Origin of the sequence: Streptomyces sp. NRRL B-1347, from assembly GCF_000720325.1 — a bacterium.
Classification (GTDB): domain Bacteria; phylum Actinomycetota; class Actinomycetes; order Streptomycetales; family Streptomycetaceae; genus Streptomyces.
Genome location: NZ_JOJM01000026.1, coordinates 1 through 25,698 on the forward strand (window position 1 = coordinate 1; position 25,698 = coordinate 25,698).

A 25,698-nucleotide genomic window follows, 5' to 3' on the forward strand; every position below is an offset into this window, starting at 1 on the left:
GACACCAACCGCTCCGCCTGCGCCCGCAACGCCTCCGACGAACGCGCCGACACCACCACCGGCACCACCGGCAACGAACCCGACCGCTCCTCCACCACGACCGGCTCCTCCACCGGAGCCTGCTCAAGGATCACGTGGGCGTTCGTGCCGCTGATCCCGAACGAGGAGACGGCGGCGCGGCGCGGCCGTCCCGTCTCCGGCCAGGGGCGCTCCTCGGTGACCAGCTCGACCGCGCCCGAGGACCAGTCCACCGCCGAGGTCGGCTCGTCGACGTGGAGGGTCCTGGGCACGACGCCGTGGCGCATCGCCATGACCATCTTGATGACGCCCGCGACACCCGCGGCGGCCTGCGTGTGACCGATGTTCGACTTCAACGAGCCAAGCAGCAGCGGCTGGTCATCGGAGTCGGCCGTACGCGCCTGCCCGTACGTGGCGAGCAGGGCCTGGGCCTCGATCGGGTCGCCCAGCTTCGTGCCGGTGCCGTGCGCCTCCACCACGTCGACCTCGGCGGGCGACAGGTCGGCGTCGGCGAGGGCCTGGCGGATGACGCGCTGCTGGGAGGGGCCGTTGGGCGCGGTCAGGCCGTTGGAGGCGCCGTCGGAGTTCACCGCGCTGCCCCGGACCAGGGCGAGCACGGGCAGACCGCGCTCCCGCGCCACCGAAAGGCGCGCGAGCACGAGCACGCCGACGCCCTCGGAGAAGCCGGTGCCGTCCGCCGCGGCCGCGAACGCCTTGCAGCGGCCGTCGGGGGCGAGGCCGCGCTGCCGCGAGAACTCCACGAACACGCTGGGGCCCGACATCACGGTGGCGCCGCCCGCGAGGGCGATGTCGCACTCCCCGCTCCGCAGTGCCTGCTCCGCCAGGTGCATCGACACCAGCGACGACGAGCAGGCCGTGTCCAGGGTCACCGTCGGGCCCAGCATGCCGAGGACGTAGGAGATCCGGCCCGATGCGACGCTCGTGGTGCCGCCGGTGAGCACGAAGCCCTCCAGCTCCTCGGGCGTCTCCCCCGCGCGCGGCATGTACTCCTGCGGGATCACGCCGACGAACACGCCGCCCGAGCTGCCGCGCAGCGACGCCGGGTCGATGCGGGCGCTCTCCAGCGCCTCCCACGACGCTTCGAGCAGGACGCGCTGCTGCGGGTCCATCGCCTGCGCCTCGCGCGGCGAGATCCCGAAGAACTCGGCGTCGAACCCGGCCGCGTCGGCCAGGAAGCCGCCCTTGGTGAGGTACGTGGTGCCCGGCGTCTCCGGGTCGGGGTCGGAGAGCCGGTCGAGGTCCCAGCCGCGGTCGGCGGGGAACTCCGTGAGCGCGTCGCCGCCGTCGCGGAGCAGCTCCCACAGCTCGTCGGGGGTGCGGGCGCCGCCCGGGAAGCGGCTCGCCATGCCGACGATCGCGATGGGCTCGCGGGCGGCGGCCCGGACGTCGTGCAGCTCCCGCCGCGCTCGCTGCAGGTCCGTCGTGACCCGCCGCAGATACTCTCGAAGCTTCTGCTCGGTGGACATCCCGGGCAGCCCCCTTTCGTTCGGAACAGGCGAGATCACGCGATGTCGAGTTCGCCGTCGATGAAGTCGAAGATTTCGTCGTCGGAGGCCTCGGTGAAGTCCCGTTCCTCCCCGCCCGCTTCGGCCGGCGCCGCCAGGCGGCGCAGCACCTCCTGCAGCCCCTTGGCGAGCAGGCCGCGCTCGTCCTCGTCGAGGTCGGCCACGGCGAGCCGGTCGAGTTCGGTCACGAGTGACCCCACGGTCGTCTCCGCCGCGGGCACGAGCAGCCCGTCGAGGAACGCGGCGAGCCCGGCCGGTGTCGGATGGTCGAACACGACGGTCGGCGGCAGCCGCAGTGCCGTGGCGTTGCCGAGGCGGTTGCGCAGCTCCACCGCCGTGAGGGAGTCGAAGCCGAGCTCCTTGAACGCGCTGTCCTCGTCGACCGCGTCGGCCGTGCTGTGGCCGAGGACGACCGCCGCGGACTCCCGTACGAGTTCCAGGAGTTCCTTGCGCCGCTGCCGCTCGGGCAGCTCGACGAGCCGGTCCGCCCGGGTGGCGGCCGCGGCCGACGACGCCACGACGCGCCGCCGGACCTGCCCGGCCGGGTCCAGGCCCGTCAGGAGCTCCGGCACCGGCTGCCCGCTCTCGCGCAGCCGGGCCACGTCGACGGGGACCGCGACCGCCAGCGGACGGTGCAGCCGGAGCGCCGCGTCGAACAGGGCGAGGCCCTGCTCGTCGTCGATCGCGCCGAGTCCCATCCGGGCGAGCCGGTCCTTGTCGCCCTCGCTCAGATGGCCTGTCATGGCGCTCTCCCGCGCCCACAGGCCCCACGCGATGGACGTGCCGGGCAGGCCGAGGCCGCGCCGGTGCGCGACGAGGCCGTCGAGGTAGGCGTTCGCCGCGGCGTAGCCGCCCTGGCCCGCGCTGCCGAGGACTCCGGCGACCGAGGAGAACAGCACGAACAGGGACAGGTCGTGATCCTGCGTCAGCTCGTGCAGGTACTGGGCCGAGCGCGCCTTCGTCCGCAGCACGGCGTCGAGGTCGTCCCGCGTCAGGGCCTCCAGGACCCCGTCGGACAGGACGCCCGCCGCGTGCACCACACCGGTGAGCCGGTGCGCGGAGCGGACGAGCTCCGCGACGGACTCCCGGTCGGAGACGTCGCACGCCACCACGGACACCTCGGCGCCCGCCGCCCGCAACTCCGCGACCAGGGCGTCCGCGCCGTCGGCCGCCGGACCGCGCCTGCTCGTCAAAAGGAGGCGCCGTACGCCGTGTTCGGCGACGAGGTGCCGGGAGACGAGTCCGCCGAGCACCCCGGTGCCGCCGGTGACGAGGACCGTGCCGTCGGGGTCGGGCGGCGCGGGCAGGGTGAGGACGATCTTCCCGACGTGCCGTGCCTGGCTGAGGTACCGGAACGCCTCCGGCGCGCGGTGCACGGGGTACGTGGTCAGCGGCATCGGCCGCAGCGCGCCCTCGTCGAACAGGACGCGGATCTCTTCGAGCATCTCGGCGATGCGGTCGAACCCGGCCTCCATCACGTCGAACGCCCGGTACCGCACGCCGGGGTGCGCCGCCGCGATCTCGTCGGCGTCGCGGATGTCGGTCTTGCCCATCTCCACGAACCGGCCGCCGCGCGGCAGCAGGGCGAGGGACTCCTCGACGTGCTCGTGTGCCAGCGAGTTGAGCACCACGTCCACGCCGCGGCCGCCGGTGGCCTTCGCGAAGTGGTCGGCGTAGCCGAGGCTGCGGGAGTCGGCGAGGTGGTCGTCGTCGAAGCCCCAGGCGCGCAGCACGTCCCGCTTGGCGGAGCTGGCGGTGCCGAAGACCTCGGCGCCCCAGTGCCGGGCGAGCTGGAGGGAGGCGAAGCCCATGCCGCCGGTCGCCGCGTGCAGGAGCAGCGACTCGCCCGCCTTGAGCCCGGCCAGGTCCGCGAGCCCGTAGTACGCCGTCAGGTACACCACCGGCACCCCTGCGGCCTGCGCGAACGTCAGGTGCTTGGGCATCGGGGCGACCAGTCTGCGGTCGGTGACCGTGACCGTGCCGAGGCCGCCGGTGAACAGGCCCATCACCCGGTCGCCGGGGGTGAGTCCGGTGACGTCGGCGCCGACCTCCAGGACGATGCCCGCGCCCTCGCCGAGGGACGACCACTCGTCGCGGGCCACCATGCCGAGTTCGAGGAGCACGGCCTTGAAGTTCAGGCCGCCCGCCCGCACCGCGACCCGGACCTCGCCGGGCTCCAGCGGGCGCAGCACCTCGGGGCAGGGCGTGAGCGACAGGCTTTCGAGGTCGCCGCCGTAGGTCAGGCCCAGGCGCCAGGGCCGCTCGCCCGGCTCGGTCAGGGCCGGTGCCGCGGCGGCGCGGCTGAGCCGGGGCACGGCGGCGGACGCGCCGCGCAGGGTCAGCTCCGGGTGTCCGGCGGCCATCGCCGCGGGCAGCGCGGCCCGCGCCAGCGGGTGGTCGTCGATGTCGATGTGGCGCAGTCGGCCGGGGTGTTCGCTGCGCGCGGTGCGGAGCAGTCCGGTCACCGCGCGGTGGGTGAGGTCGTCGGCGCGGGTGAGGACCACGAGCGGGACGTCGGTGAGGTGCGGCTCCGCGAGCCACTCCCGTACGACGTGCAGCGTCCGGTCGACGACGTCCTCCAGGTCGCCTTCGGGGCAGGTCCACAGCGCGGCCGTCGCCGACACCGGCGCGGCCGGGCGGTCCTGTCCGTCGGCGGCGAGCGTGACCCAGGCCGGCTCGGCGGGCGGCTCCGGCAGTTCGACCGGCACCAGGTCGAGGCCGAACAGGGCCGAGGTGTCCACGCGCCTGTGCCCGAGGGCGGCCACGTCCACCGGCCGCAGCGCCAGTTCGCCCACGGAGGCCACGGCCTGCCCGGCCTCGTCGGTGACGAGGACGGCGACCGCGTCGGGGCCCACCGGGGTCAGCCGGACCCGCGCGGTCCGCGCGCCGGTGGCGTGCAGGCGCACGTCGCTCCAACTGAACGGGGCCCGGACGCCGTCGGCCGCGGCGAGGCCCGCCACGTGCAGCGAGGCGTCGAGCAGCGCGGGGTGCAGGCCGAAGCCGGTCACGTCCTGCTCGTCGGGCAGCGCGACCGACGCGTAGAGCACGTCGCCGTCCCGCCAGGCGGCGCGCACGCCCCGGAAGACGGGGCCGTAGGCGTAGCCGCGCTCGGCGAGGGAGTCGTAGAACCCGTCGAGGGGCACGGCGGTCGCGCCCGGCGGCGGCCAGGCCGTGAGGTCGTCGGGCGCGGCGGGGCTCTCGTCGGTCAGCAGGCCGGTGGCGTGCCGGGTCCAGTCGTCCGTGCCGCCCGGGCTGGTGTGCAGGCTCACGGGCCGCCCGGCACCGGTGTCCGCGCCGATGAGGACCTGGAGGTCGAGATCGGCGTCGAGGAGGACCGGCGCGTGCAGGGTCAGTTCGGCGAGGTGCCCGCGGCCGACCTGGTCGCCCGCGTGCAGGGCCAGTTCGACCAGGGCCGTCCCGGGCAGCAGGACGGACGTGCCGAGCCCGTGCTCCGTAAGCCACGGCTGCGCGCCGCGGGCGAGCCGTCCGGTGAGGACGAGGGTGTCCGCGTCGGCCGTGCGCAGGGCCGCGCCGAGCAGCGGGTGGTCCGCCGCGCGCAGGCCGAGGGCCGAGGTGTCGCCGACCGCGGTGGGCTCCTCAAGCCAGTAGCGCCTGCGCTGGAAGGGGTGGGTGGGCAGCTCCACGGACGCGCCGGGCGGGATGCGCCAGTCGACGTCGACGCCGTGCACGTACGCCTTGGCGAGCGCGGTGCGGAAGCGGGCCGTGCCGCCGTCGTCGCGGCGCAGCGACTCCAGGACGACCGCGTCGTCGGCCGCCGCCTCCTCGACGGTCTCGCCGATGGCATTGACGAGCACGGGGTGCGCGCTGACCTCGACGAACACTCCGTGGCCCTGGTCGAGCAGGGCGCGCGTGCCCCGGGCGAAGCCGACGGTCCTGCGCAGATTGCCGTACCAGTACTCGGCGTCGAGCTCGGGTCCGGCGAGGACCTCGTGGGTGACGGTGGAGTGGAACGGGACCCGGGCGGGCCCGGGGGTGATGTCGGCGAGCGCGGTGAGGATCTCCTCGCGCAGGGCTTCGACGTGGGCCGAGTGCGAGGCGTAGTCCACCGGGACGAGGCGGGCGCGGACGCCGTCGGCCTCGCAGGAGGCGACGAGGTCGGCGAGGTCGCCGGGGGTGCCCGAGACGACCGTGCTGCCGGGCCCGTTGACCGCGGCGACCTCCACGGAGCCGCCGTACGCCTCGATCCGCCGCTCCGTCGCGTCCTGCGGGAGCTGGACGGACGCCATGCCGCCGGTGCCCGCGAGCCGGGTGATGGCCTTGCTGCGCAGGGCGACGACGGCCGCGGAGTCCTCCAGGGTGAGGGCTCCGGCGACGTACGCGGCGGCGATCTCGCCCTGGGAGTGGCCGATGACCGCGTCGGGGGTCACGCCGTGGTGCCGCCACAGCGCGGTGAGCGAGATCATCACGGCCCACAGGGCGGGCTGGACCACGTCGACGCGGTCGAGGGGCCCGGCGAGCGCGTCGCGCAGGTCCCAGTCGACGTGCGGCTTCAACGCGGCGGCACAGGCGTCCAGTTGGGCGCGGAAGACGTCCGATTCCCGGTACAGGTCGAGCGCCATGCCGGACCACTGCGAGCCCTGCCCGGGGAAGACGAACACCGTCTTGCCGCGCGGCCGAGCGCTGCCGGTCAGGACGTCCCTCGACGGCCTGCCGTCGGCCAGGGCCAGCAGGCCCGCCAGCAGGTCGTCGCCGGTCACGGCCGCGCGCTGGGCGAGGCGCGGCGCGCGGGTGGCGAGCGCGGCGGCCACGGGCGGGACCGGCCCGGCGGTGACGAGGGCGTGCAGTTGCTCCGCCCTGGCCGCGAGCGCGGCCGTGGAGGAGGCGGAGAGGAGCAGCGGCAGGGCCGCGCCGTCGGGCTGCGGGGCGGGCTCGGGGCCCGCCTCCGGCTCCGGCGCCTGCTCGATGATCAGGTGGGCGTTGGTGCCGCTGATGCCGAACGCCGACACCGCGGCGCGCCGCGGCCGGTCGCTCGCGGGCCAGTCGCGCGCCTCGGTGAGCAGTTCCACCGCGCCCGCATCCCAGTCCACGGCGGGCGAGGGCTCATCGGCGTGCAGGGTCCTCGGCAGGAGGCCGTGGCGCAGCGCGAGGGTCATCTTGATCACGCCGCCGACTCCGGCGGCAGCCTGGGTGTGCCCGATGTTGGACTTCAGGGAGCCCAGCCACAGCGGCTGCCCCTCGGGGCGCTCCTGGCCGTAGGTGGCGAGGAGGGCCTGCGCCTCGATGGGGTCGCCGAGGCGGGTGCCGGTGCCGTGCGCGTCGACGGCGTCCACGTCGGCCGCGGTGAGGCCCGCGTCGGCGAGGGCCTGGCGGATGACGCGCTGCTGGGAGGGGCCGTTGGGCGCGGTCAGGCCGTTGGAGGCGCCGTCGGAGTTCACCGCGCTGCCGCGGATCACCGCGAGCACCGGGTGGCCGAGCCGCTGGGCGTCGGAGAGCCGCTCCAGGACCACCATGCCCGCGCCCTCGGACCAGCCCGTGCCGTCCGCGGCGGCGGAGAACGCCTTGCAGCGGCCGTCCTCGGCGAGGCCGCGCTGCCTGCTGAACTCGACGAAGGTGTCCAGGGTCGCCATCACCGCGGCCCCGCCCGCCAGGGCGAGCGAGCACTCACCGCCGCGCAGCGCGCGGCTGGCCAGGTGCATCGTCACGAGCGACGACGAGCACGCCGTGTCGACGGTGAGCGCGGGCCCTTCCAGGCCGAGCAGGTACGCGATCCGGCCGGAGGCGACGCTGGCCGCGCTGCCGGTCCCGCCGAACCCGTCGCCGCCCTGCCCGGACTCCTCCGCGCCGAGCCCGTACCGCTGGCCGCCGTGGCCCATGAGGCCCACGAACACGCCGGTGTCGCTGCCCCGCAGCGTCTGCGGGTCGACGCCGGTCCGCTCCAGGGCCTCCCACGACGTCTCCAGGAGCAGCCGCTGCTGGGGGTCCATCGCGAGGGCTTCCCTGGGGGATATCCCGAAGAACTCGGCGTCGAACTCGGCGGCCTCGTAGAGGAATCCGCCGCCGCGGGCGTAGTAGGTGCCCGGCACGCCGGGGTTCGGGTCGTAGCGTCCTTCGACGTCCCAGCCGCGGTCCGCGGGGAACGCGCCGATGGCGTCCCTGCCCTCGGCCACCAGGTCCCACAGGCCGTCCGGCGAGACGACGCCGCCCGGGTAGCGGCAGGCCATGCCGACGATCGCGATCGGCTCGCTGGCCGCCCGCTCCAGGTCCGCCAGGCGCTCACGCGTGTCCTGCAGCTCCCCTACGGCCTGCTTGAGGTAGTTCCGCAGCCTGCCCTCGTTCTCCATCGTCTCGTCACTCCTCCGGCCGGGTACTCAGCTCGGCCAGTCAACATTGCGGGGGTGGTGGGCAGCCGGGTTCGAGAACACCGGACCGGGCGGCGAATTTGGCCCCCGGGACCAACGGGCGGGCGCGTTCTCAACTGGCGACATGGCAGAGCCTCGCCAGCTGCCCGGCCCGGGGTGCCTCGGCGCGCGGCTCGGCCGCCACCGGTTCGAGGGTCATGCGGCTGGCGTGCCGCTGGCCCGCGCCCCAGTCCGGGCGCCTGCGGAACAGCTCGGGGCGGGCCGCGGCGACCACGAGCACCGGAAACGGCTGCGGTGCCTCCAGGAGCTCCTCGATGAACTCCAGGACCGCGTGGTCGGCCCGGTGCAGATCGTCGGCGAACACCACCAGCGGGCCGTGCTCGGCGAGCCGCGCCACCTGCGGCGTGCTCGCGGGGCCCGCGGGCCCCCCGGTGCCGAGCCGCACGGTCGCCGCGTTCTCCACGCGCCGCTCGAACGCCGCGAGCAGCGGCGACTTCCCGATCCCGGGGGCGCCGACCACCAGCACGAGATGCGGCCGTGAGCGGCGGCGGACCCGCTCCAGCAGGCTGTTGAGGACGCCGAGTTCGGGCTCGCGGTCGAGGACCTCCGCCCTGCCGTAGGAGTCGCGGTAGCGCCCCTTGACCGTCCAGCGCGGCCGGTGACCGCCCTCACGGCCGTACGCGATCGCGGTGCCCGTCAGTCTCCGGGTGCGGCCGCACACCACGATCTCCGTGTCCTCGGCGGCCTGGAGCAGGGACTCGCTGTCGACGAGCAGGGCGCCGTTGACGGGCAGCGGCTCCCGGGCGTCCCCGCCGGGGCGCACCCGCATCTCGCCCGTCGCCACCGCGACGCGCAGGGCGGGCCGTTCGCCGTCCGGTACGTCGAAGCAGATGCGCTGCCGCAGCGCCATCGCGGCCCGGACCGCGCGCTCGGCGGCCTGGCCCGAGCCCTCGTCGCGCGGCGACGCGGACCGGAACAGGGCGAGGGTGACGGAGCCCGTCGACCCGGCGACCACGCCGCCGAGCCGCCCCACCTCCTCCTGCACGATCCGCGCGGTGCGCTCCAGGGCCCGGCCGACGTCCCCGGCCCGTCTACCGGTGGGGTAGTCGGCGCGGATCAGCACGGTGCTGACGCTGCTCCGGCCGACGGAGCGCTGGGCCGGGATCAGCTGGACCGGCCGGGCGACCGGCCGCTCACGGGGCTCGGTCTCCTGCCCGAGCCCGGTGATCACCACCGGTCGCGCGGGGCCCGCGGGCGCCGCGATGGACGGGTCGTGCACCAGGATCGCGTGCTGCAACAGGCGCAGTTCGCGGCCGGGTTCGAGGCCGAACTGCTCGGCGAGCCGCACCCGCACCCGCCGGTAGGCGGCGAGGGCGTCGGCCTGCCGGCCGGCGCGGTACAGGGCCAGCATCAGCTGGTGGCACGCCCGCTCGCGCAGCGGCTCGGCCTCGACCATGGCCTCCAGGTCGCTGAGGACGGCCTGGTGGCGGCCGCCTGCCAGCTCGGCCTCGTAGTAGTCCTCCATCACGTCGAGCCGCGCGTTCTCCAGGGCGGTGAGCTCCGGCCAGGAGTGCCCGGACTCGACGAGGTCGGCGAGGGCCCGCCCGCGCCACAGGGCGAGCGCCTCGCGCAGGGTGGCCGCGGCGGCGCCGGGGCGGGCGGCCGCGAGCTCCGCCCGCCCCGCCCGCGCGAGGCGGTGGAAGCGGAACATGTCGACCTGCTCGGGATCGACTTGCAGCTGGTAGCCGTGCGCGCACGTCAGCAGGGCAGGCGGGCGGGCGTCGCCGTGCGCGTGCTCGGCGAACGTGACGCGCAGCCCGCGCACGGCGTTCTGCAGGACCTTCCGCGCCGTCATGGGCGTCTCGTCGGTGCCCCAAAGGCCGTCGAGGAGCTTGCTGGTCGCCACCTCCCGGTCGGCGTTGAGCAGCAGCAGGCCGAGCGTCGCCCGCCGGCGGTCGCCGCCGAGCGCGATCGGCTTCTCGTTGTCCATCAGTTGCAACGGGCCAAGAACCAAGAACTGCAAGACATCCCCCGTAGATCGTGCGTGTTCGCGTCAGCCGTGCGTGCTGTCCCCGCCTACCGCCACTCCGCCTCGCGCCCGCCGGCGAGCGGCTCGGGGGCGTGGACGCGCAGGGTCGTCGGCGGGTCCTGCCGGACCGGCTCCAGATGCAGGCACTCGGTCCCCTCGGGCGGGGAGAACGGCGCGAGGCAGGCGCACTCGGCGGCGGTGAATCCCGCGAACCGGTAGGCGACCTCCATCATCCGGTTGCGTTCGGTACGCCTGAAGTCGGCGACGAGGTGCACACCGGCGCGGGCCGCGGCGTCGGTGAGCCAGCGCAGGAGCACCGCGCCCGCGCCGAAGGAGACGACCCGGCACGAGGTGGCGAGCAGCTTGGTGCGCCAGGCGCCCGGGGTCTTCTCGATCAGCATCACGCCGACCGCGCCGTGCGGCCCGAAGCGATCGGCCATGGAGACCACGAGCACCTCGTGGTCCTCGTCGGTCAGCAGGGAGCGCAGGGCGGCGTCCGAGTAGTGCACGCCGGTCGCGTTCATCTGGCTGGTCCGCAGGGTCAGTTCCTCGACCCGGGTGATCTCCTCGTCCCTGGCCTTGCCGATCCGCATCACCAGGTCGAGCGAGCGCAGGAACTCCTCGTCGGCGCCCTGGTACTCCTCGCGCTGCCGGTCGCGCTGGAACCCGGCCTGGTACATCTCGCGGCGCCTGCGCGCGTCGACGGTGACCACCGGCGGGCTGAACTCGGGCAGGTCGAGCAGCTGTGCCGCCTGCTCGGCCGGGTAGCACCGCACCTCGGGCAGGTGGTAGGTGACCTCGGCGCGCTCGGTGGGCAGGTCGTCGATGAACGCGATCGTCTTCAGCGAGAAGTTGAGGCGCTCGGCGATGCTGCGCACGGACTCCGACTTCGGGCCCCAGCCGATGTGCGGAAGCACGAAGTACTCGGCGAGGCCGAGATCCTCCAGTTTCGCCCACGCCTCGTCGTGGTCGTTGCGGCTCGACACGGCCTGCAGTACGCCGCGGGCGTCGAGCTCCGTCACGACCTTGCGGAGGGTGTCGTCGACCTCCACGTGGCCGTCCTCGACGAGTGTGCCCTGCCACAGGGTGTTGTCGAGATCCCAGACCAGGCACTTCACGATCGGTTGTGCTTCGGACATGTTCGCTCCCCCGTTCCGTGGGACCGCTCAGGCCGCCGCCGCGGCGGCGTGCTCGGCGAGTATCAGCTGGCAGATCTCGTTGCTGCCTTCGATGACTTCCATCAACTTCGCGTCCCGGAAGGCCCGTTCCACCACGTGGCCGCCCGCCGCGCCCGCCGAGGCGAGCACCTGCACGGCGGCGGCCGCGCCGCGGGCCGCGTTCGTGGCCGCGACGTGCTTGGCGAGGACGGAAGCGGGCACCTGCTCCGGCGAACCGCTGTCCCAGGCGGCACTGGCCCGTTCGCAGGCGAGCGTCGCCGTCCGCTCGGCGGCGTAGAGCTCGGCCAGGTGCCGGGCGACGAGCTGGTGCTGAAGCAGCGGCTTGCCGAACTGCTCGCGCTCCTTGACGTGCCGGGCGACGGCCGTGAGGCAGGCGCGCAGGATGCCGACGCAGCCCCAAGCCACCGAGAGCCTGCCGTAGGTGAGCGCGATGGTGGTCAGCATGACGATCGGCTGGCCCGCCACCGCGAGCAGGTGCTCTGCGGGCAGCCGTACGTCGTCGAGCCGGACGGTGGCGTGCCCGGCCGCGCGGCAGCCGAGCGGTTCGGGCACCCGGGTGACCTGGACGCCGGGGGCCGTCGCGGGCACCACGGCGACGGCGCCGCCGCCCTCGTGACGGCCGAACACCACGATCCAGTCGGCGTATCCGGCGACCGTGATCCACGTCTTGGTGCCGCTGACGACGATGTCGTCGCCGTCGCTGCGGATCTCGGTGCTCATCGCGGCGAGATCGCTGCCCGCGCCGGGCTCGCTGAACGCCACCGCGGCCAGCTCGCCGCCGGTGAGGCGGCCGATGTACTCCGCGCGCTGCGCCTTGTCGCCGAACCGCTGGAGCGTCCACGCGGCCATGCCCTGCGAGGTCATCACGGACCGCAGCGAGCTGCACAGCGCTCCGGTGTGCGCGGTCAGTTCGGCGTTGTCGAGGCCGGACAGGCCGAGGCCGCCGAACTCCGGCTTCGCCTCGGCGCACAGCACGCCCTTGGCGCCGAGTCCGCGCAGCACGCCGAGCGGGATCTCACCCGTGACGTCCCACTCGCTCGCGGCGTCGCCGACCGTCTCGGTCACCAGCGCCGTCAGGGCGTCAAGCACCGGTGCCCCCGACGCGCAGCCGGGTCACGAGCGCGCTCATGGTGCGCAGGGTGCGGAAGTTGTCCAGGGCGAGGTCGGGACCCTCCACCTCGACGTCGAACGTGCTCTCCACGAACACCACGAGCTCCATCGCGAAGAGCGAGGAGACCGCGCCCGAGGCGAACAGGTCCACCTCCGGCTCCCAGGTCATCTTGGTCTTGGCCTCAAGGAACGCGCCGATCTGCTGCTCGATGGCGGCGACGGGCAGTTCCGTTGTCGAGTCCGTCATGGGAAGTCCCTTTCTCACTGCGCCTTGTTCTTGCGTGCCAATGTGATGCCGTCGGCCATCGGGAGCAGCGAGAGCTCCACCCGGCTGTCGACGTGGAGGGCGGCGTTGAGCTCGCGGATGGCCTCGGTGTCGGCGTCGTGCGCCTCGGGGTCCGCGACCCGCCCGAAGTAGAGGGTGTTGTCGAGCACGACGAGGCCGCCGGGCCGCAGATGGGTCAGCGCCTCTTCGTAGTAGCGGGCGTAGCCGGTCTTGTCGGCGTCGACGAAGACCAGGTCGAAGGTCTCGGGGCCGTGCTCGGCGAGCAGGTCGGCCATGCTCCGGGCGCCGTCGCCGAGCCGCAGCTCGATCCGGTCGGCGACCCCGGCGCGCTCCCAGTACCGCCGTGCGATCTTCGTCCAGCGCTCGCTGATGTCACAGGTGACGATCCGCCCGCCGGGCGGCAGCGAACGGGCCATGCACAGCGTGCTGTAGCCGGTGAACGTGCCGATCTCCAGGACCCGGGAGGCACCGGTGAGACCGACGAGGAGGGCGAGCAGCTGCCCCTCCTCGGGCATGGTCACCATGGCGTTCAGGGACGGCATGAACGCCGTCTCGTTCACCAGGTCGCGCAGGATCTCGTCGTCGCGCAGCGACACCGAGCGGACGTAGTCGAGGACGCCCTCGTTCAGCTCCACCTGACCGGCCATCAGCGGACCTCGTACTCGTAGAAGCCACGCCCGGTCTTGCGGCCGTGGTTGCCTTCGGCGACCTTGCGCAGGAGCAGCTCGCTGGGGCGACAGCCCTCGTCCCCGGTGCGCTCGTGCAGCACCCACAGGGAGTCGACGAGGTTGTCGATGCCGATCAGGTCGGCGGTCCGCAGCGGGCCCGTCGGGTGGCCGAGGCAGCCCTCCATCAGGGCGTCGACGTCCTCGGCGGTGGCCCGGCCCTCCTCGACGACGTTCGCCGCGTCGTTGATCATGCGGTGCAGCACCCGGCTGGTGACGAAGCCGGGGCCGTCGCCGACCACGATGCCCTTGCGGCCCAGGACGGCGAGGAGCTCCTTGACGGCCGCCATCGTCCGCTCCGACGTACGCGGACCGCGCACGACCTCCAGGGTGCCGATCAGGTACGGCGGATTCATGAAGTGGATGCCGGCCAGGTCCTCGGGGGTGGAGACCTGGCCGGCGAGCTCGTCGACCGGGATGGACGAGGTGTTGGTGACCCGCAGCGTGCCGGGGGCGACCGCGGCCGCGATCTCCCGGTGCACCTTGGTCTTCAGCTCGGCGACCTCGGTGATCGCCTCGATCACCCAGGTCGCGTCCGCCGCGGCGGCCACGGAGTCGGCGAGCTCCAGCTCACCGGCGGGGCCGCTCCTCGGCAGGGCGCCCATCATCTGGGCGAGCCGCAGCTCGTCGCGGAGCCGTCGGCGGGCCGTGCCCAGGCGCGCCTGGTCCACGTCCACGAGCGTGACCGGCACGCCGCGGCCGACGGCGAGCGTCGCGATGCCGATGCCCATCACGCCCGCGCCGAAGACCGCGAGCCGCTGCTGCTCTCCCCCGTTCCCGGTCATCGGGCGATCACGCCCGTCCGTCCCCGAGCGGCCGGGGGCTTCTCCGCCCCTCGACCGGCGGCACACACGACAGACCCGCTCATTGAGCACACCTCAGCTTCAGTCGCTTTACGTCCGACAAGGATTTTCCGGAAGGGAATGTCCGAATTCAGAGAATCACGCTCGATGCCTGCGGACACGAAAATGGATCGGCAGATCGGCCGAGCCGCATCCGGTGCAGCACCGACCATAAAGCACTCACCGACGAGGACTTTACGACACTCGACCCAAAGGCAATAGCCAAGAAATATTAAACATTCGTTTCGCGTGGGTTGCGCCCCGCGGAAATCGCGGGCATCGCCCTACGCGCAGATTACCCCGCCGCGGTGAATTCGGAAGCGCCACATGTACTGCTGCCGACCGACCTGCGAAACGCGGAATGCATGGATGGACGCGGCCCCCTTGGTGTTCAGCGAACAACTCCGCGGTTGCACTCTTGCAACGGCCCACAGTGTCTGACAGAACACCAGGCGGCTCCACCCCGCAGCCCGCTCATCAAGCTGCACTTCCACTTGAGGAAGCTCCCCCGACCCCCGTTCGACCTGCGCACATGACGGTGCCGGGGCCTGGCGGCCGACCGGTGCCGGCGGACCCGGCGGGTGCGGGCCGGGACCCCGGGCAGCGCGCGACCGCGCGACGTCCGGCCGTGTTGCATTAAGCCGGACGCCGCGCGGTGTCGTCGGGTTGCGCGTCAGACGTCCTCGGGTCGCGCCTTACACGTCCTCCTCGAGGTTCGCCTCCTTCACCAGATAGCCGAACTGGAATCGGCTCGTCGCGCCGAACATCTGCATGACCTGGCCGATGTGTTTGCGGCAGGTGCGGACCGAAACGCCGAGGCGCCGGGCGATGGCTTCGTCCTTGGCCCCGGAGATCAACATCTTGACGATCTCCTTTTTCATGTCGCCGCCGATGACATCGATTTCGGCCCGGCGGGTGTCGAACTCCTTCGCGGTCGCCCAGACGTGCTCGAAGCAGGAGTGCAGGAAGTCGATGAGCGAACGCTCCTGCACGACGACGGCACCGCCGTCCTCACCACTCGCCGGGATGTACGCCGCCGTGCGGTCGAAAATGACGATCTTGCCGAAGAGCGCACCTGCCGTGCGGATCTCGGCGCCGGACTCGATCAACTTCTCCGCGTGCTCACGGGTCGGCGTGTCGAACCGGGCGGCGTGCTGGTACAGGACTCGCAGACGCACCCCCCGCTTGAGCGTCTGGAAGTCCCGGGTCTGTGACTCGACCAGATCGTCGGCGGGCCAGCCGCTGCCGGGCTGCATGCAGACGACTTCCTGGGAACTGTTCGCCGCCGCCTCCGACAGCAGCAATCTGACCGTCTCGGGCACTTTCACAATGTCGAATGAATTTGTATATTGGCTGCCGAACTTGCTCGACCGGAAGAGGAGCGAGAGCCGGGCCAGATCGTTTCTGAGCTGGCCCACCGCCAGCTTGCGTTCGAGCAGATCGAGCTCGCCCTGGTTCAGAAGCTGCGACGAGGCGATGCCCGGATCCGTCGGAATGAACCAGGCCTCCCTGTCCCGGGACGGCTGAATGAGCTGGAGCTCCAGGAGTTTGGCGACGATCTCCTCACTTTCGGCAGGATGGAAGCCCAGCTCGTGTGCGACGTCGTCGACGGCGAAGCCGTCCCTGTCTAAACTCCATTCATAAACTTCAAAAACCCCAGCGACTGGCTTGGGAAACAAAGGCGCTCCAAGTTCACTAAGTATCCCCTCCAATTCCCCCAGGACGGGATAATCTGCCTGAGCGGTGTTCGATGTTTCTACCAATGCGCCAATGTATAGGACTCACCCCCGATGAGCCAGGCGCCAGGAGCCGCGCTTATGTCGTAAGTCTGGTTTAGTCGCTTCTCCGCCCCGATGGGCGACATGAGAGAAGAAAAACCGTTTCTGCAATACGCCGCACGTCCACGTCCCCTTCACCGGGGAACTCGGGAACTCGTGCGCAAGAACGGCGAATGAAAGATTCCGCTATTCCGTCCCCGGCCTCGCTGACCAGTAAGAAGGCCAAGCGGTCAACAGCCAAGCGGAACGGGCATCGGGCGGGGAGGGCGACCTCGCCCCGCCCGGTCGGCCACACCGGCCCTCACCAGGACGCACTCATCCGGACCAATGAATTCCGGGGATGCGCATTTCCCGGAAGTCCAGAATCTGGACAGCGCATACCCCGGCCCGGCCCCATGAGCACGCCCGCGGTACGGGACGCCGGCGGCCTGTGCCCCTTATCTGTGCGCGTATCCGTACGCGTATCCCTGCGCGTATCCGTACGCGCCCGGAGCTACCGGCGGTACGCGCGTGCTGCCGCCGACCTTCTGGCGGGGCAGAGCGGCCGTCGCGGCGAGCGGCTCCACACCTTCGCGGAACGACCCGAACTTCCCGCGGTGGAAAACCAGCGGCGTGGGCTCGTCCGGATTCACCCGCAGCGCGGTCACCCTGGCGATGATGATGACGTGGTCCCCGGCATCGTGCTCGACCTCGATGGCACACGACATCCAGGCGACGGCGTCACCCAATTCGGGACCGGCGGCCGATTCGGTCCACGGAACACCGGCGAACCGGTCGATGTCCTTGACCGAGAACTGTCGGCACAGTTCTCCCTGACCGCTGCCGAGGATATTCACGCAGAATCCGCCGCTGCGCCGCAGGTCGACGAGCGTCGCCGACTCCTTCCCGGCACAGATCATGATCAGGGGAGGATTCAACGACACCGACATGAAGGAATTGCACGCCATCCCCACCGGCTCGCCGAACTCCCCGGTGGTGGTGATGACCGTAACCCCGGTCGGCAGATAGCCGAGGGTCCGCCGAAACTCCGTCGCGTCGAACGGGGCAACCATAACCGACTCCTCGACTAGCCAACTCCTCGTTATATCGAAAGTATAGGAAGCCCTCGGATCCCCATGTTGGGACGAGCCACCAAGACCCTTGCCGGGATTTGGCCCTGGGGCGCAGTCGGGCCGACAGCGCGCGGCCCGCCCCTCACGGAGAGGAGCGGGCCGCCGCCCCGAGGCTCTCGTCACTTCTCCAGCGGCCCCCGGCTCATCAGCTCCCTCACCACCTCGGCCGCCGGCCGCCTCCGCGCCCGGTCGAGCGCCACGCCGACGGCCTTCAGATCGACGCGGACCTGCTCGTCCTCGGCCCCGGCCCGCTGGGCCAGCTCGTCGAGCAGGGCGAGGCCCTGGCCGACGTCGTCGTCGCCCACCACGAGCTTCGCGTCCGCGATCACCTTCCCCGCGCGCTCGATCAGCGCGGCGGCCCGGACCGCGAGCCGCTCGTCCGCCAACAGCACGGCGGCGACGGGCAGTTCGACCCGCTCGATGAGAGCGATCCACTCCCGCCCTGCCGCGGTGGTCGCGAGCTGTTCGTCGCGGACCCGGCGCACCGCGTCCACCTCGGTCTGGCGCCCGAGGATGCGCACTCCGATCAGGTCGAAGGCGCAGACGCTCTGCTGGGCGAGGGCAAGCACGCCCGCCTTGGCGTCGCGCTTGATGAGGGTGGGGTCGCGCGGATGGAAGGAGTCCGGCACGGTCTCGGCCCGCGGGCCCGTCTCCAGGGTGAAGCCGTACGTCTTGTGCAGCGCGGGCTGCGCGATGTGCCGGCTGTAGGCGTAGTCGCTCTGCGTACCGGTGGTGGCGTACAGCGCGCGGCCCGTCTGGGGGGTGTACGCGCGCCCGCGCACCGCCGCGATCGCCTCGACGATCCGCCCCGCGACCGTCGTGAAGCGGAGCAGGTCCCGGGGGGTGATGTACTCCCGGTAGCCCGGGACGGCGAGGGGCGCGCAGGTCCCGGTGGGCAGGCCCGTGAACCGCTGTGCCGGGTCGTCGGTCTGGCTGTGGGCATGGCCCCACGGATAGAGGACGAGCTCCGAGAACGAGTGCACGTCGGCGAAGCTGTGGATGTGCCGCGTGTCCAGGAGGTGCTTGACGTTGCGGGTCTCCGGTTCGGAGAACGCGCCGGACCCGACGAAGACCTCGCTGCAGGGGCTGCACGAGGTCTGGCCCTCCGCCACGCCCCAGACGAAGTCGGTGTTGCGGTTGAGGTCGACGCCGTCGCACGTGGTCCCCGGGTTGTCGCGGAGGTTGCCGCGCCACATGTCGTCGACGGTCATCACCCGGTGGCGCCCGTCGGGGTTGACGCAGGGCACGATCCACACGTCGAGGCTCTCCAGGATGAGCTTGACGTCAAGGGCGGTCCAGGTCCGGCCCCCGTACACGACCGGGGTGCCGTTCTGATAGCTCGTGACGAGGTCGACGGCGAACTCCACCAGCGCGTCGGGGTTCATCAGTTCACGCGCGTGCGTGCCGCCCACCAGGAGGACGCCGCGGCGGTTTCCCCCGGCGCCGCCGCGCAGCCGCAGGGCGAACACCGGGCGGCCCTGGAGGGAGGGCTCGGGCAGCTGGAGCCTCGTGCACAGCTGCGGGAACGAGGTGGCGAGCTGCGAGATCACCGAGTCGAGCTGGGCGACCGTGCGGTACATCACGCACCCCCCGCCCGCCGGCTCCCCTGGAGCCGCTCCTCCAGCCAGGCCCTGACCGCCTCGTCCTGCTCCACCAGCTCGCCGGGCAGCGGCCGCACGGGCACCGGGGCGTGCAGATGGACTTCGTAGCCGCTCTCCAGGAGCCGACGGCAGTCGTCCGCGGTGACGAGCACCCGGACCGCGCCCTCCGGGTCGGGGATCCGGTCCAGGTCCAGATCGGCGACCCCGCGAAGGTCGCGGTTCGCGGCTCCGGGGTGGACCGTGGCGTCGAAACGCACCGCCGGGCGTTCGGTTGGTTCGCTCATGTCCGTCTCCCTACGGGGACGGCCGGAAGGGGATGCGGCTCCCCGCAACGATCAGGGCGGCCCGTACCGAGGAGACGGAACCGGGCCGGTCACGAGGCCGCCGGGACCACCATGGCCCGAAGGATCCAGCGACGTCCGGCAGTCCACCACCACCGACGATGCGACGCCCCACACCCCCTGTCAACGCCACCACCACAACCGGTGGTCCCCACCTCCGGAACCCACCGCACGACAACGTCCCCAGCCGAACCGGCACCGGCGGGGACCGCCGCGCGTCACGGTGCGGGGCGGGTGCGTTCGGCCCAGGCGGCCACGGCCGGGGTGGCTAGTCCGGCGAGGGTGAGCAGGGCGCCGAGGAGGATCCAGCCGGGGCGGCCCCAGGTGAGGCAGGCGAGCGTCACGAGGGAGGGTCCCGCTGTGCCGGCGGCGGTGAGCGCGGTCTGGGACAGGCCCAGGTACTGGCCCTTGGCGTGCTCGGGCGCCAGGGTCATGGTGAGTTCCATCTCGGCGGACACGGTGAGCAGTTCGGCCGCGATCGAGGCGAGCAGGGCGATCACCAGGACGACGACGGCCGGGAGGACGGGCAGCCCGGAGGCCAGGGCCGTCAGCAGGCAGAAGACTCCCGCGAAGACGCCCCCGACCGCCATGGCACGGCCTGCCCTGCGGGGCGTGTTCACTCTGCGGGCGGTCCTGGTGAGCAGGCAGGCGATGGCCAGGGTGTTGGCCACGCCGAACACGGCGATGAGCCAGCCGGGCCCGGCGGTGTGCTGGGTGATCCACAGGGGCAGTGCCACGGTCACCACGGTTTCGAGCAGCACGAGGGTGGCGTAGATGAGGCAGACGCTGAGGTAGGAGAGGTCGCTGAAGGCCTCCCAGCGCGACCCGGCGCGGTCCGCCTCCGCGGCCGGTCCGTCCGGGGCGGGTCCGTCCGCGCCGGGTCCGTCCGCGGCGGCCGGTCCGTCCGCGCCGGGTTCGTCCAGGGCGGGGGCGGAGGTCGTGGCCCCCGGAGCCGCGAGGCCGGGCGGCAGGGCCAGGAACAGCAGCCCCTGGACCGCGGTGAGGACGCAGCAGAGCAGGATCGCGGCGCGGTAGGCGGCTGCCGAACCGCCGGCGATGACCAGGCTGCTCGCCGCCATGCCGACCATCATCGCCAGGTTGGAACGGGCGAGGACCTTGGCCCGGAAGACCGAGGCACGGGGCCCGCCGAGCCGGGCCACGATCGTCTGCCGCATGGTCGCCGCGGTCATCTGGAAGCCCGCGGCGACGACGAGGACGATCACGAGGCCGGAGTACGAGTCCACCGTCAGTACGCAGACCTCGGTCGCGGCGAGCAGCAGATAGGACAGCGCGGCGCCGAGCCGGGGCGGCACGGTGGTGTCGGCGAGGCGCCCCGCCGGGATGCCGAGCAGCATCGCGCAGGCCCCGGCGACGGTGAGGGCCAGGCCGATCCGCGAGGCGGCCAGGTGCAGATGGGTGCTGAAGTACAGGACGGTGATGGTGGACAGCAGGCCGTAACCGGCGTTGCCCGTCATCGAGGCACCGATGACGATCCGCTGCGCCCGCGCGTCGGAGGGGTCGGGGCGGTCCGCGGCGGGGTCCGGCACCGGGGGTGAGGTGGCGGCGGAGGCGAGGGTGTCGGTCATGGCCGCAGCCTCGCGCCCACGGATCTACCCGCTCTCTGCGCCGCGTCTGCGGCACGGGGCCGGGACCCGCCTGCCGGTGCGCGGTCTCCCCGCTGGCTACGACGCCCTCTACGACTACGACGCCTCCACGGAGGCCAGGATGCCGGAGATGCGGTCGGCGTCCTGCGTCATGGCCAGTCTGGTGTAACCGGAGAGGGCGGCGCGGAGGTGGGGCTGGGCCGCCGCGTCCCGGCCGGCCCCGGCGAGGGCCTTGCCCATGGCCTGGTGGGCGCGGGCCGTCATCAGGTCCTCGCCGCACAACGAGGCGCCTTCCACGGCTGCTTCGGCATGGACGAGCGCGCGCCGCAGCAGCAGCGCGTCGCCGGGGCTCGAGGCCGCAGCGGTGTACGCCTCGGCGGCCCGGTAGTGACACAGCGTCTCGATCAGGCTGCGGTCGAAGGTGCGGGCGAGGGTCGCCACCCGCTCGTAGACGGCGGCCGCCTCCACGGGCCGCGCCCCGTGGAGGTGCGCGAGTCCGGCGAGGACCAGGGCGGCGATCCGCATGTCGCGGTTCCCTGCCCGTTCGAACCAGGCCGCCGACTCCAGTGCCCGCGCCGCGATGGTGGCGAGGTCCGTCTCCCGGTCGGGGTCGAGCGCCTCGATCTGGAGCGCGCTGATGTACTGCTGGCGCACGAGGGCCTCGTGGCCGGTCAGGCGTGCCGCTTCGATGCTCAGCCGGGCGTGGTGGCGTGCGACGCGATGGTCCCCGAGCCGGAGCAGGACGTCCGACACCCCCTCGTGGCTGTGGCTGAGGAGATGGTGCGTCCGCGGGTCGTCCGCCGGGCTGGCGTCGGCGTAGCGGACCGCGTCCTGGAACGCCGTGAGGGAGGTGTCGTGCTGCGGCCCGCCGAAGCGGAGCGAACCCAGTGCGCAGCAGGCCGCGCCGTGGACGAGGTCGTCGGAGTGGGCGCGGCCGCCGGGCGCCGTCGCGACGGCCAGTGGTTCGGCGGCCTCCAGGAGGGCGCCCATGGGCACGGCGTCCGTCCAGCGGCTGAGCAGGCTCAGCAGGGCCACGCTGTGGGCGGCGGCGTGCCGGTCGCCCTCGGCCGCCACCTGGACGGACAGGGTCACCAGGGCGGGGAGTTGCGCGCGTATCCAGGCCACCGCGGTCGCGTTGTCGACGATGTCGGGGGCACCGGGACTCGCGGTGGGGACGTCACCGTCAGGACCGAGGTACGGGATGACGCCCGAGGCCGCGAGCCGCAGGGCGGTGCGGACGCTGGCGTGGCAGTAGTCCGTGGCGCGGGTGAGGGCCGCGGTGCGTTCCTCGTCGGCGAGCCGGTGGGCCGCTTTGGTACGGGCGTAGGCGACGACCAGGTCGTGGAAGGCGTAGTGGCCGGGCTCCGGCGAGGTCAGCAGCGCGGTGTCGACCAGCTCCTCGAGGACCGTCTCGGCCCGGTCCTCGGGGAGGTCGAGCACCGTGGCCGCGGCGGCCAGGCTCCAGTGGTGCACCTTCGGGACGGCCAGCGTGACGAAGGCCGTGGCCTGGGCCGGGGTGAGCTGGTCGAAGGAGAGCTCGAAGGCCCGGTCGACGCTCAGATCCCCGGTGCGGAGCTCGCCGAGGAGCCGGTCCTCGCTGGCCAGCCGCTCGGCCATGGACCGCACGCTCCAGCGGGGGCGCTGGGCGAGCCGGGTCGCCATGATGCGCAGGGCCAGCGGCAGGCGCCCGCAGGCCGCCGCGAGGGCGGCCACGTCGGCCGGTTCGGCCTGGGCGCGCCGCTCGCCGATGATCGCTGCGATGAACCCCTGGGCCTCGCTCTGCTCCATCCCGTCCAGGACGACCGCCGTGCTCACCCCGGTGGTCACACGGGTGCGGGAGGTGATGAGGGCCGCGCTGCGGGGAGCGGGCGGGAGCAGCGGGGTGAGCTGGGTGGCGTCGGCGGCGTCGTCCAGGACGACGAGGATCTTCTTGTCGGCCGTGACCGTCCGGTACAGCGCGGCCCGCTCCCGCGTGCCCTCGGGCAGCCGTTCCGGGGCGACGCCGAGCGCGAGCAGGAAGTCCGCCAGGATGTCGCCGGGCTTGGCGGGCGCGTCGGAGGCCCCGTGCAGGGAGGCCCAGAGCCGTCCGTCGGGAAAGTCGTCGGCGACGGCGTGCGCGACCAGGGTGGCCAGCGTGCTCTTGCCCTCGCCGCCCATGCCGGTGATGAGCCCCACCGCGTGGTCGGTCGTGCGGAGCGTCCCGATCAGGTGCGCGACGTACTCGTGGCGTCCGGTGGCGTCCGCCGGGGGTGCCGGAAGCTGGTGCGGCACGATCTTCGGCGCCGTGGGCGGGGAGGGCGGTGCGGGTGCGGGCGGCGAGGTGAGTACGGGAGCGGCGGGCCGGGGCGCGGCGTACGGAGGGCCCGGGTCGTCGCCGCGCAGGATGGCGTCGTGGACCTGGGTCAGTTCCTGACCGGGGTCGATGCCGAGTTCCTCGGAGAGCGTGCGGCGCACCTGGCGGTAGACCTGGAGCGCCTCGGCCTGCCGCCCGCAGCGCAGCAGGGCGCGCATGTGGGTGGCGTGCAGGTGCTCCGCGTAGGGGTGGTCGGCGCAGGTGTCGGCGATGTCCGACAGGATCTCGGCGTGCTGCCCCAGGGCCAGCTGCTGGTCGAACCGGCGCTGGCGGACGGCCTCGCGCAGCACGGTCAGGGACTCGCGCTGCCGGGCGCACCAAGGTCCGGGAAGCCCGGCCAGCGCGATCCGCCCGGACCACAGGTCGAGGGCCGCGGCCAGGCGTGCCGCTTCCGCTCGCGGGTCGTCCAGGGCCGGTGCGCCCGCCGCCCGGAGGAACGCGGTCGCGTCCACGCCGGCGGGGTCGGTGTCCAGCAGATAGCCGGCCGGGGTACGGACGATCATCGAGGGCGCCAGCGCCTTGCGGAGCCTCAGCACGTAGTTGGCGATCACGTTGGTGGCGCTGGCGGGCGGCGCTTCGTCGTACAGGCCGTCGATGATCTCTTCCACACCGACCGGCGTACCGGCCCGCAGGGCCAGAGCGGCGAGTATCGCCATCTGCTGCGGCGGCATCATCAGGGCCTGCCCGCCGCCGCGCGCCACGACAGGTGGCCCGAGCAGCACAAACCGGTACGCGTCCATGGTTCCCCCCTGAGACGACCGCCCGTCCAGCCCCCGCTGGACAGGGCACTTTAAGTCACGGCGAGAGGGACGGCGGCGGGTTCTCCAGGCGTGTCGGCACGGGGAAATCCGCAGGCCGCCGCCGGTGACATAACCGGGGAGCGCGGGGCAGGACCGGGCGCGTTGACTTTTTGTAGACCCCGCGTTGGCCACGACCAGCGATGTTTCTCCTGCGACCGGGACCACCGGAAGCACAGCCGCACCGGCTGGGACCAGGGGAAGGAGGGGCCGAGATGACGAAGATCTCCCGACGGGGTACGCGACGGGGTACGCGCCGCAACCCGCGATAGGGCATCCACTGATGCCACCCGGGCCGCCGCGCCTCGCACGTCCGCGAGGCCCGGCGGCCCTTTACGCGCCACGGCGCATGCGGGGACGTTGCGGCTGCAGACGTAGCTCCGGCCCGAGCTCGCCGCCCCAGCCGGTACCAGTCCGGTGGGGCCACGGTGCGGTCGCCTCGCTTGGTGCCAGGTGCCAGGTGCCACGTTTCTGCACCTGCGCCGCGCAGGGGGTGGGTGGGAATCGAAGCTAGAGCGGTGGCGCACCTCACCTGCGACTTCGCCGGAGAGTCGGACGTGTCCACCTGATTCGACCCTGCCGAGTCCTGCTCGAACCTGCTTGCTCTGACGCGGTGAGGCAATTGCCTCACAGTCCGACTCAAGACGTCAGGGCGGGACATGATGATCCGCTCGGAACGGCGGGGCTTCCGCCACAGCGCGCACAGCCACACCCCAGGGAGCAACCGCGACAGCCGTTGGACTCAACCTACCTACGACTACGCACAGTAGCCACCCGTCGAGGAGCGAGGAGTGCCGCGCACCGCTTCACGCCGTAGCGCCAAGTACGACGCGATGACGGCGAACACGCACACCGACCCAGAACCACCTACGGCACGGGAATGCACCCGGCTCTATCGATGACGACCAACCAAGAACCACACCGGCGCGTCTCAACAGACGTAGCTCCAGCATGAGTTCGCCGCCAGGCAGCTGTGATTGGGGAGGAGTTTTGCAGCATATTGCAGCGGTTTGAGCATATCCAGGTGGAATGCCGGTATCTCAAGAAGTAAGGAAAAACCCACTGCCGACCGTGTAGCGCCGCAGGTCACGGCCTGTGGTCCCCGCGCGTGCGGGGGTGGTCCCTGCACGCCGCAGACTCTGCACGATCCTGGGATGTGGTCCCCGCGCGTGCGGGGGGGTAGTCCAACGGTGGATAACTTCCCGCTAGAGCAGGTCGAGTTGGTGGCGCACCCCGTCCACGAGCGCGATGGACGCGCTGTGACGACCGGCGGCGCGGGCGTCAGCCTGGTCGAGGACGCGAGTGACGACTGGCTCGGCCGACTTCATCGGGGAGGCGATCGGCCACCTAGGGCCAGCAACTACCGCTCGGTCAGTGAGTTCCTATCGCCACACTCGACCAGACCAGATGGCCAGCCGTCAGGCGCGTACGTCCCGTTCCTGCATTTCCTTGAGGACCGCCGCCACCGTGGCGAAGTCATTGTCCACGTGGAGCACGGTATGGCCATGATGGACCGCTGTCGCGCACACCAGGAGATCGATGGCGCCGGCGGCACGGTGCTGCCCTCGCTGGGTGAGCTTGTACTGCGCCGTATCGACCCAGCGCCACGCGTTCTTGGGCACCGGCGAGAACCGGCAGAAGGCGTCCAGCTCTTCGGCCAGCTCGTCACGGTGAGCCGGGCTTGTGGCCGAGTAGAGGAACTCCGCCCGCGTCGGCTCACAGATATGAAACACGCCAGCGGCGATGTGCCCTTCCCAGGGCCGCAACGCCCCCGGCGTACGGAAGAGGTGCCACAGGGCGGAAGCGTCGAGAAGGTACGTGATCACTCGAAGGCTGCCTGCCGGGCGCGCTTGGCAGCCGCGTGCGCCGCAGCCCCGGCCTCGAACTCGCCCCGCTCACCCCGCGCGGCCAGCTTCTCCGCGGCCTCCAGCCGCTTGATACGCGCCACATAGTCCCGCAGAGCCGCGTTGACGGTCTCCTTCTTCGTCGTGACACCCATGAGCCGCATCGCCTCGGCCAGCGCCTCATCATCGAGATCGATCTGAGTGACGGACATACCAGCCTCCTCGCCAAGAGTC

General features: G+C 72.5%; 17 protein-coding genes. All 17 read right to left on the bottom strand.

The annotated features are described in order from the left end of the window. Window positions 1-1,505, bottom strand: a 1,505-nt coding sequence (locus tag IG74_RS0122260) for a beta-ketoacyl synthase N-terminal-like domain-containing protein (protein ID WP_030680025.1), incomplete at its 3' end; no start/stop codon positions are given. Window positions 1,506-1,540: 35 nt separating this feature from the next. Continuing rightward, window positions 1,541-7,828 (bottom strand): type I polyketide synthase, encoded by a 6,288-nt coding sequence (locus tag IG74_RS0122265; RefSeq protein ID WP_420709931.1) that lies wholly within the window; start codon window positions 7,826-7,828, stop codon window positions 1,541-1,543. 148 nt (window positions 7,829-7,976) lie between these two features. Next, entirely contained in the window at window positions 7,977-9,854 is a 1,878-nt protein-coding gene (locus IG74_RS0122270) for a BTAD domain-containing putative transcriptional regulator (protein ID WP_051855150.1), read from the bottom strand. 86 nt (window positions 9,855-9,940) lie between these two features. Continuing rightward, window positions 9,941-11,032, bottom strand: a complete 1,092-nt coding sequence (locus tag IG74_RS0122275) for an HAD-IIIC family phosphatase (RefSeq protein ID WP_030680031.1) — start codon at window positions 11,030-11,032, stop codon at window positions 9,941-9,943. 27 nt (window positions 11,033-11,059) lie between these two features. Further along, the gene (locus tag IG74_RS0122280; RefSeq protein WP_030680033.1) at window positions 11,060-12,160 is read right to left on the bottom strand and encodes an acyl-CoA dehydrogenase family protein; all 1,101 of its coding nucleotides are present in this window, start codon (window positions 12,158-12,160) and stop codon (window positions 11,060-11,062) included. Next, entirely contained in the window at window positions 12,153-12,428 is a 276-nt protein-coding gene (locus IG74_RS0122285; protein WP_030680036.1) for an acyl carrier protein, read from the bottom strand. The genes IG74_RS0122280 and IG74_RS0122285 overlap by 8 nt, the downstream gene beginning before the upstream one ends. Before the next feature lie 14 nt (window positions 12,429-12,442). After that, complete coding sequence (locus IG74_RS0122290; protein WP_030680038.1) at window positions 12,443-13,114, bottom strand: O-methyltransferase; 672 nt, start codon at window positions 13,112-13,114, stop codon at window positions 12,443-12,445. Next, on the bottom strand, window positions 13,114-13,977 hold the full coding sequence (locus IG74_RS0122295) for a 3-hydroxyacyl-CoA dehydrogenase family protein (RefSeq protein WP_030680040.1): 864 nt from the start codon (window positions 13,975-13,977) through the stop codon (window positions 13,114-13,116). Before IG74_RS0122295 ends, IG74_RS0122290 begins: the two co-directional genes overlap by 1 nt. Window positions 13,978-14,729: 752 nt before the next feature. Next, window positions 14,730-15,713 carry a helix-turn-helix domain-containing protein gene (locus IG74_RS48070; protein ID WP_051855151.1) on the bottom strand — a complete coding sequence of 328 codons (984 nt, stop codon included), beginning with the start codon at window positions 15,711-15,713 and terminating at the stop codon, window positions 14,730-14,732. 536 nt (window positions 15,714-16,249) lie between these two features. Continuing rightward, entirely contained in the window at window positions 16,250-16,864 is a 615-nt protein-coding gene (locus tag IG74_RS0122305; RefSeq protein ID WP_078868960.1) for a flavin reductase family protein, read from the bottom strand. A 179-nt stretch (window positions 16,865-17,043) separates the two neighbouring features. Continuing rightward, a complete protein-coding gene (locus IG74_RS0122310; RefSeq protein ID WP_158857724.1) occupies window positions 17,044-18,504 on the bottom strand; it encodes a M14 family zinc carboxypeptidase in 1,461 nt (486 codons plus the stop codon). Then, entirely contained in the window at window positions 18,504-18,809 is a 306-nt protein-coding gene (locus IG74_RS0122315) for a hypothetical protein (RefSeq protein WP_030680048.1), read from the bottom strand. Before IG74_RS0122315 ends, IG74_RS0122310 begins: the two co-directional genes overlap by 1 nt. Window positions 18,810-19,084: 275 nt before the next feature. After that, window positions 19,085-20,452, bottom strand: coding sequence for an MFS transporter (locus IG74_RS0122320; RefSeq protein ID WP_030680051.1), 1,368 nt, complete (start codon window positions 20,450-20,452; stop codon window positions 19,085-19,087). Window positions 20,453-20,566: 114 nt separating this feature from the next. After that, on the bottom strand, window positions 20,567-23,563 hold the full coding sequence (locus IG74_RS0122325) for an AfsR/SARP family transcriptional regulator (RefSeq protein ID WP_078868961.1): 2,997 nt from the start codon (window positions 23,561-23,563) through the stop codon (window positions 20,567-20,569). A 1,262-nt stretch (window positions 23,564-24,825) separates the two neighbouring features. Further along, the gene (locus tag IG74_RS54215; protein WP_267885586.1) at window positions 24,826-24,948 is read right to left on the bottom strand and encodes a hypothetical protein; all 123 of its coding nucleotides are present in this window, start codon (window positions 24,946-24,948) and stop codon (window positions 24,826-24,828) included. A gap of 90 nt (window positions 24,949-25,038) precedes the next feature. Beyond that, on the bottom strand, window positions 25,039-25,446 hold the full coding sequence (locus IG74_RS0122335) for a PIN domain nuclease (RefSeq protein ID WP_030680063.1): 408 nt from the start codon (window positions 25,444-25,446) through the stop codon (window positions 25,039-25,041). Next, on the bottom strand, window positions 25,443-25,676 hold the full coding sequence (locus IG74_RS0122340) for a type II toxin-antitoxin system VapB family antitoxin (protein ID WP_030680065.1): 234 nt from the start codon (window positions 25,674-25,676) through the stop codon (window positions 25,443-25,445). The genes IG74_RS0122335 and IG74_RS0122340 overlap by 4 nt, the downstream gene beginning before the upstream one ends. Between the last annotated feature and the right edge of the window lie 22 nt (window positions 25,677-25,698).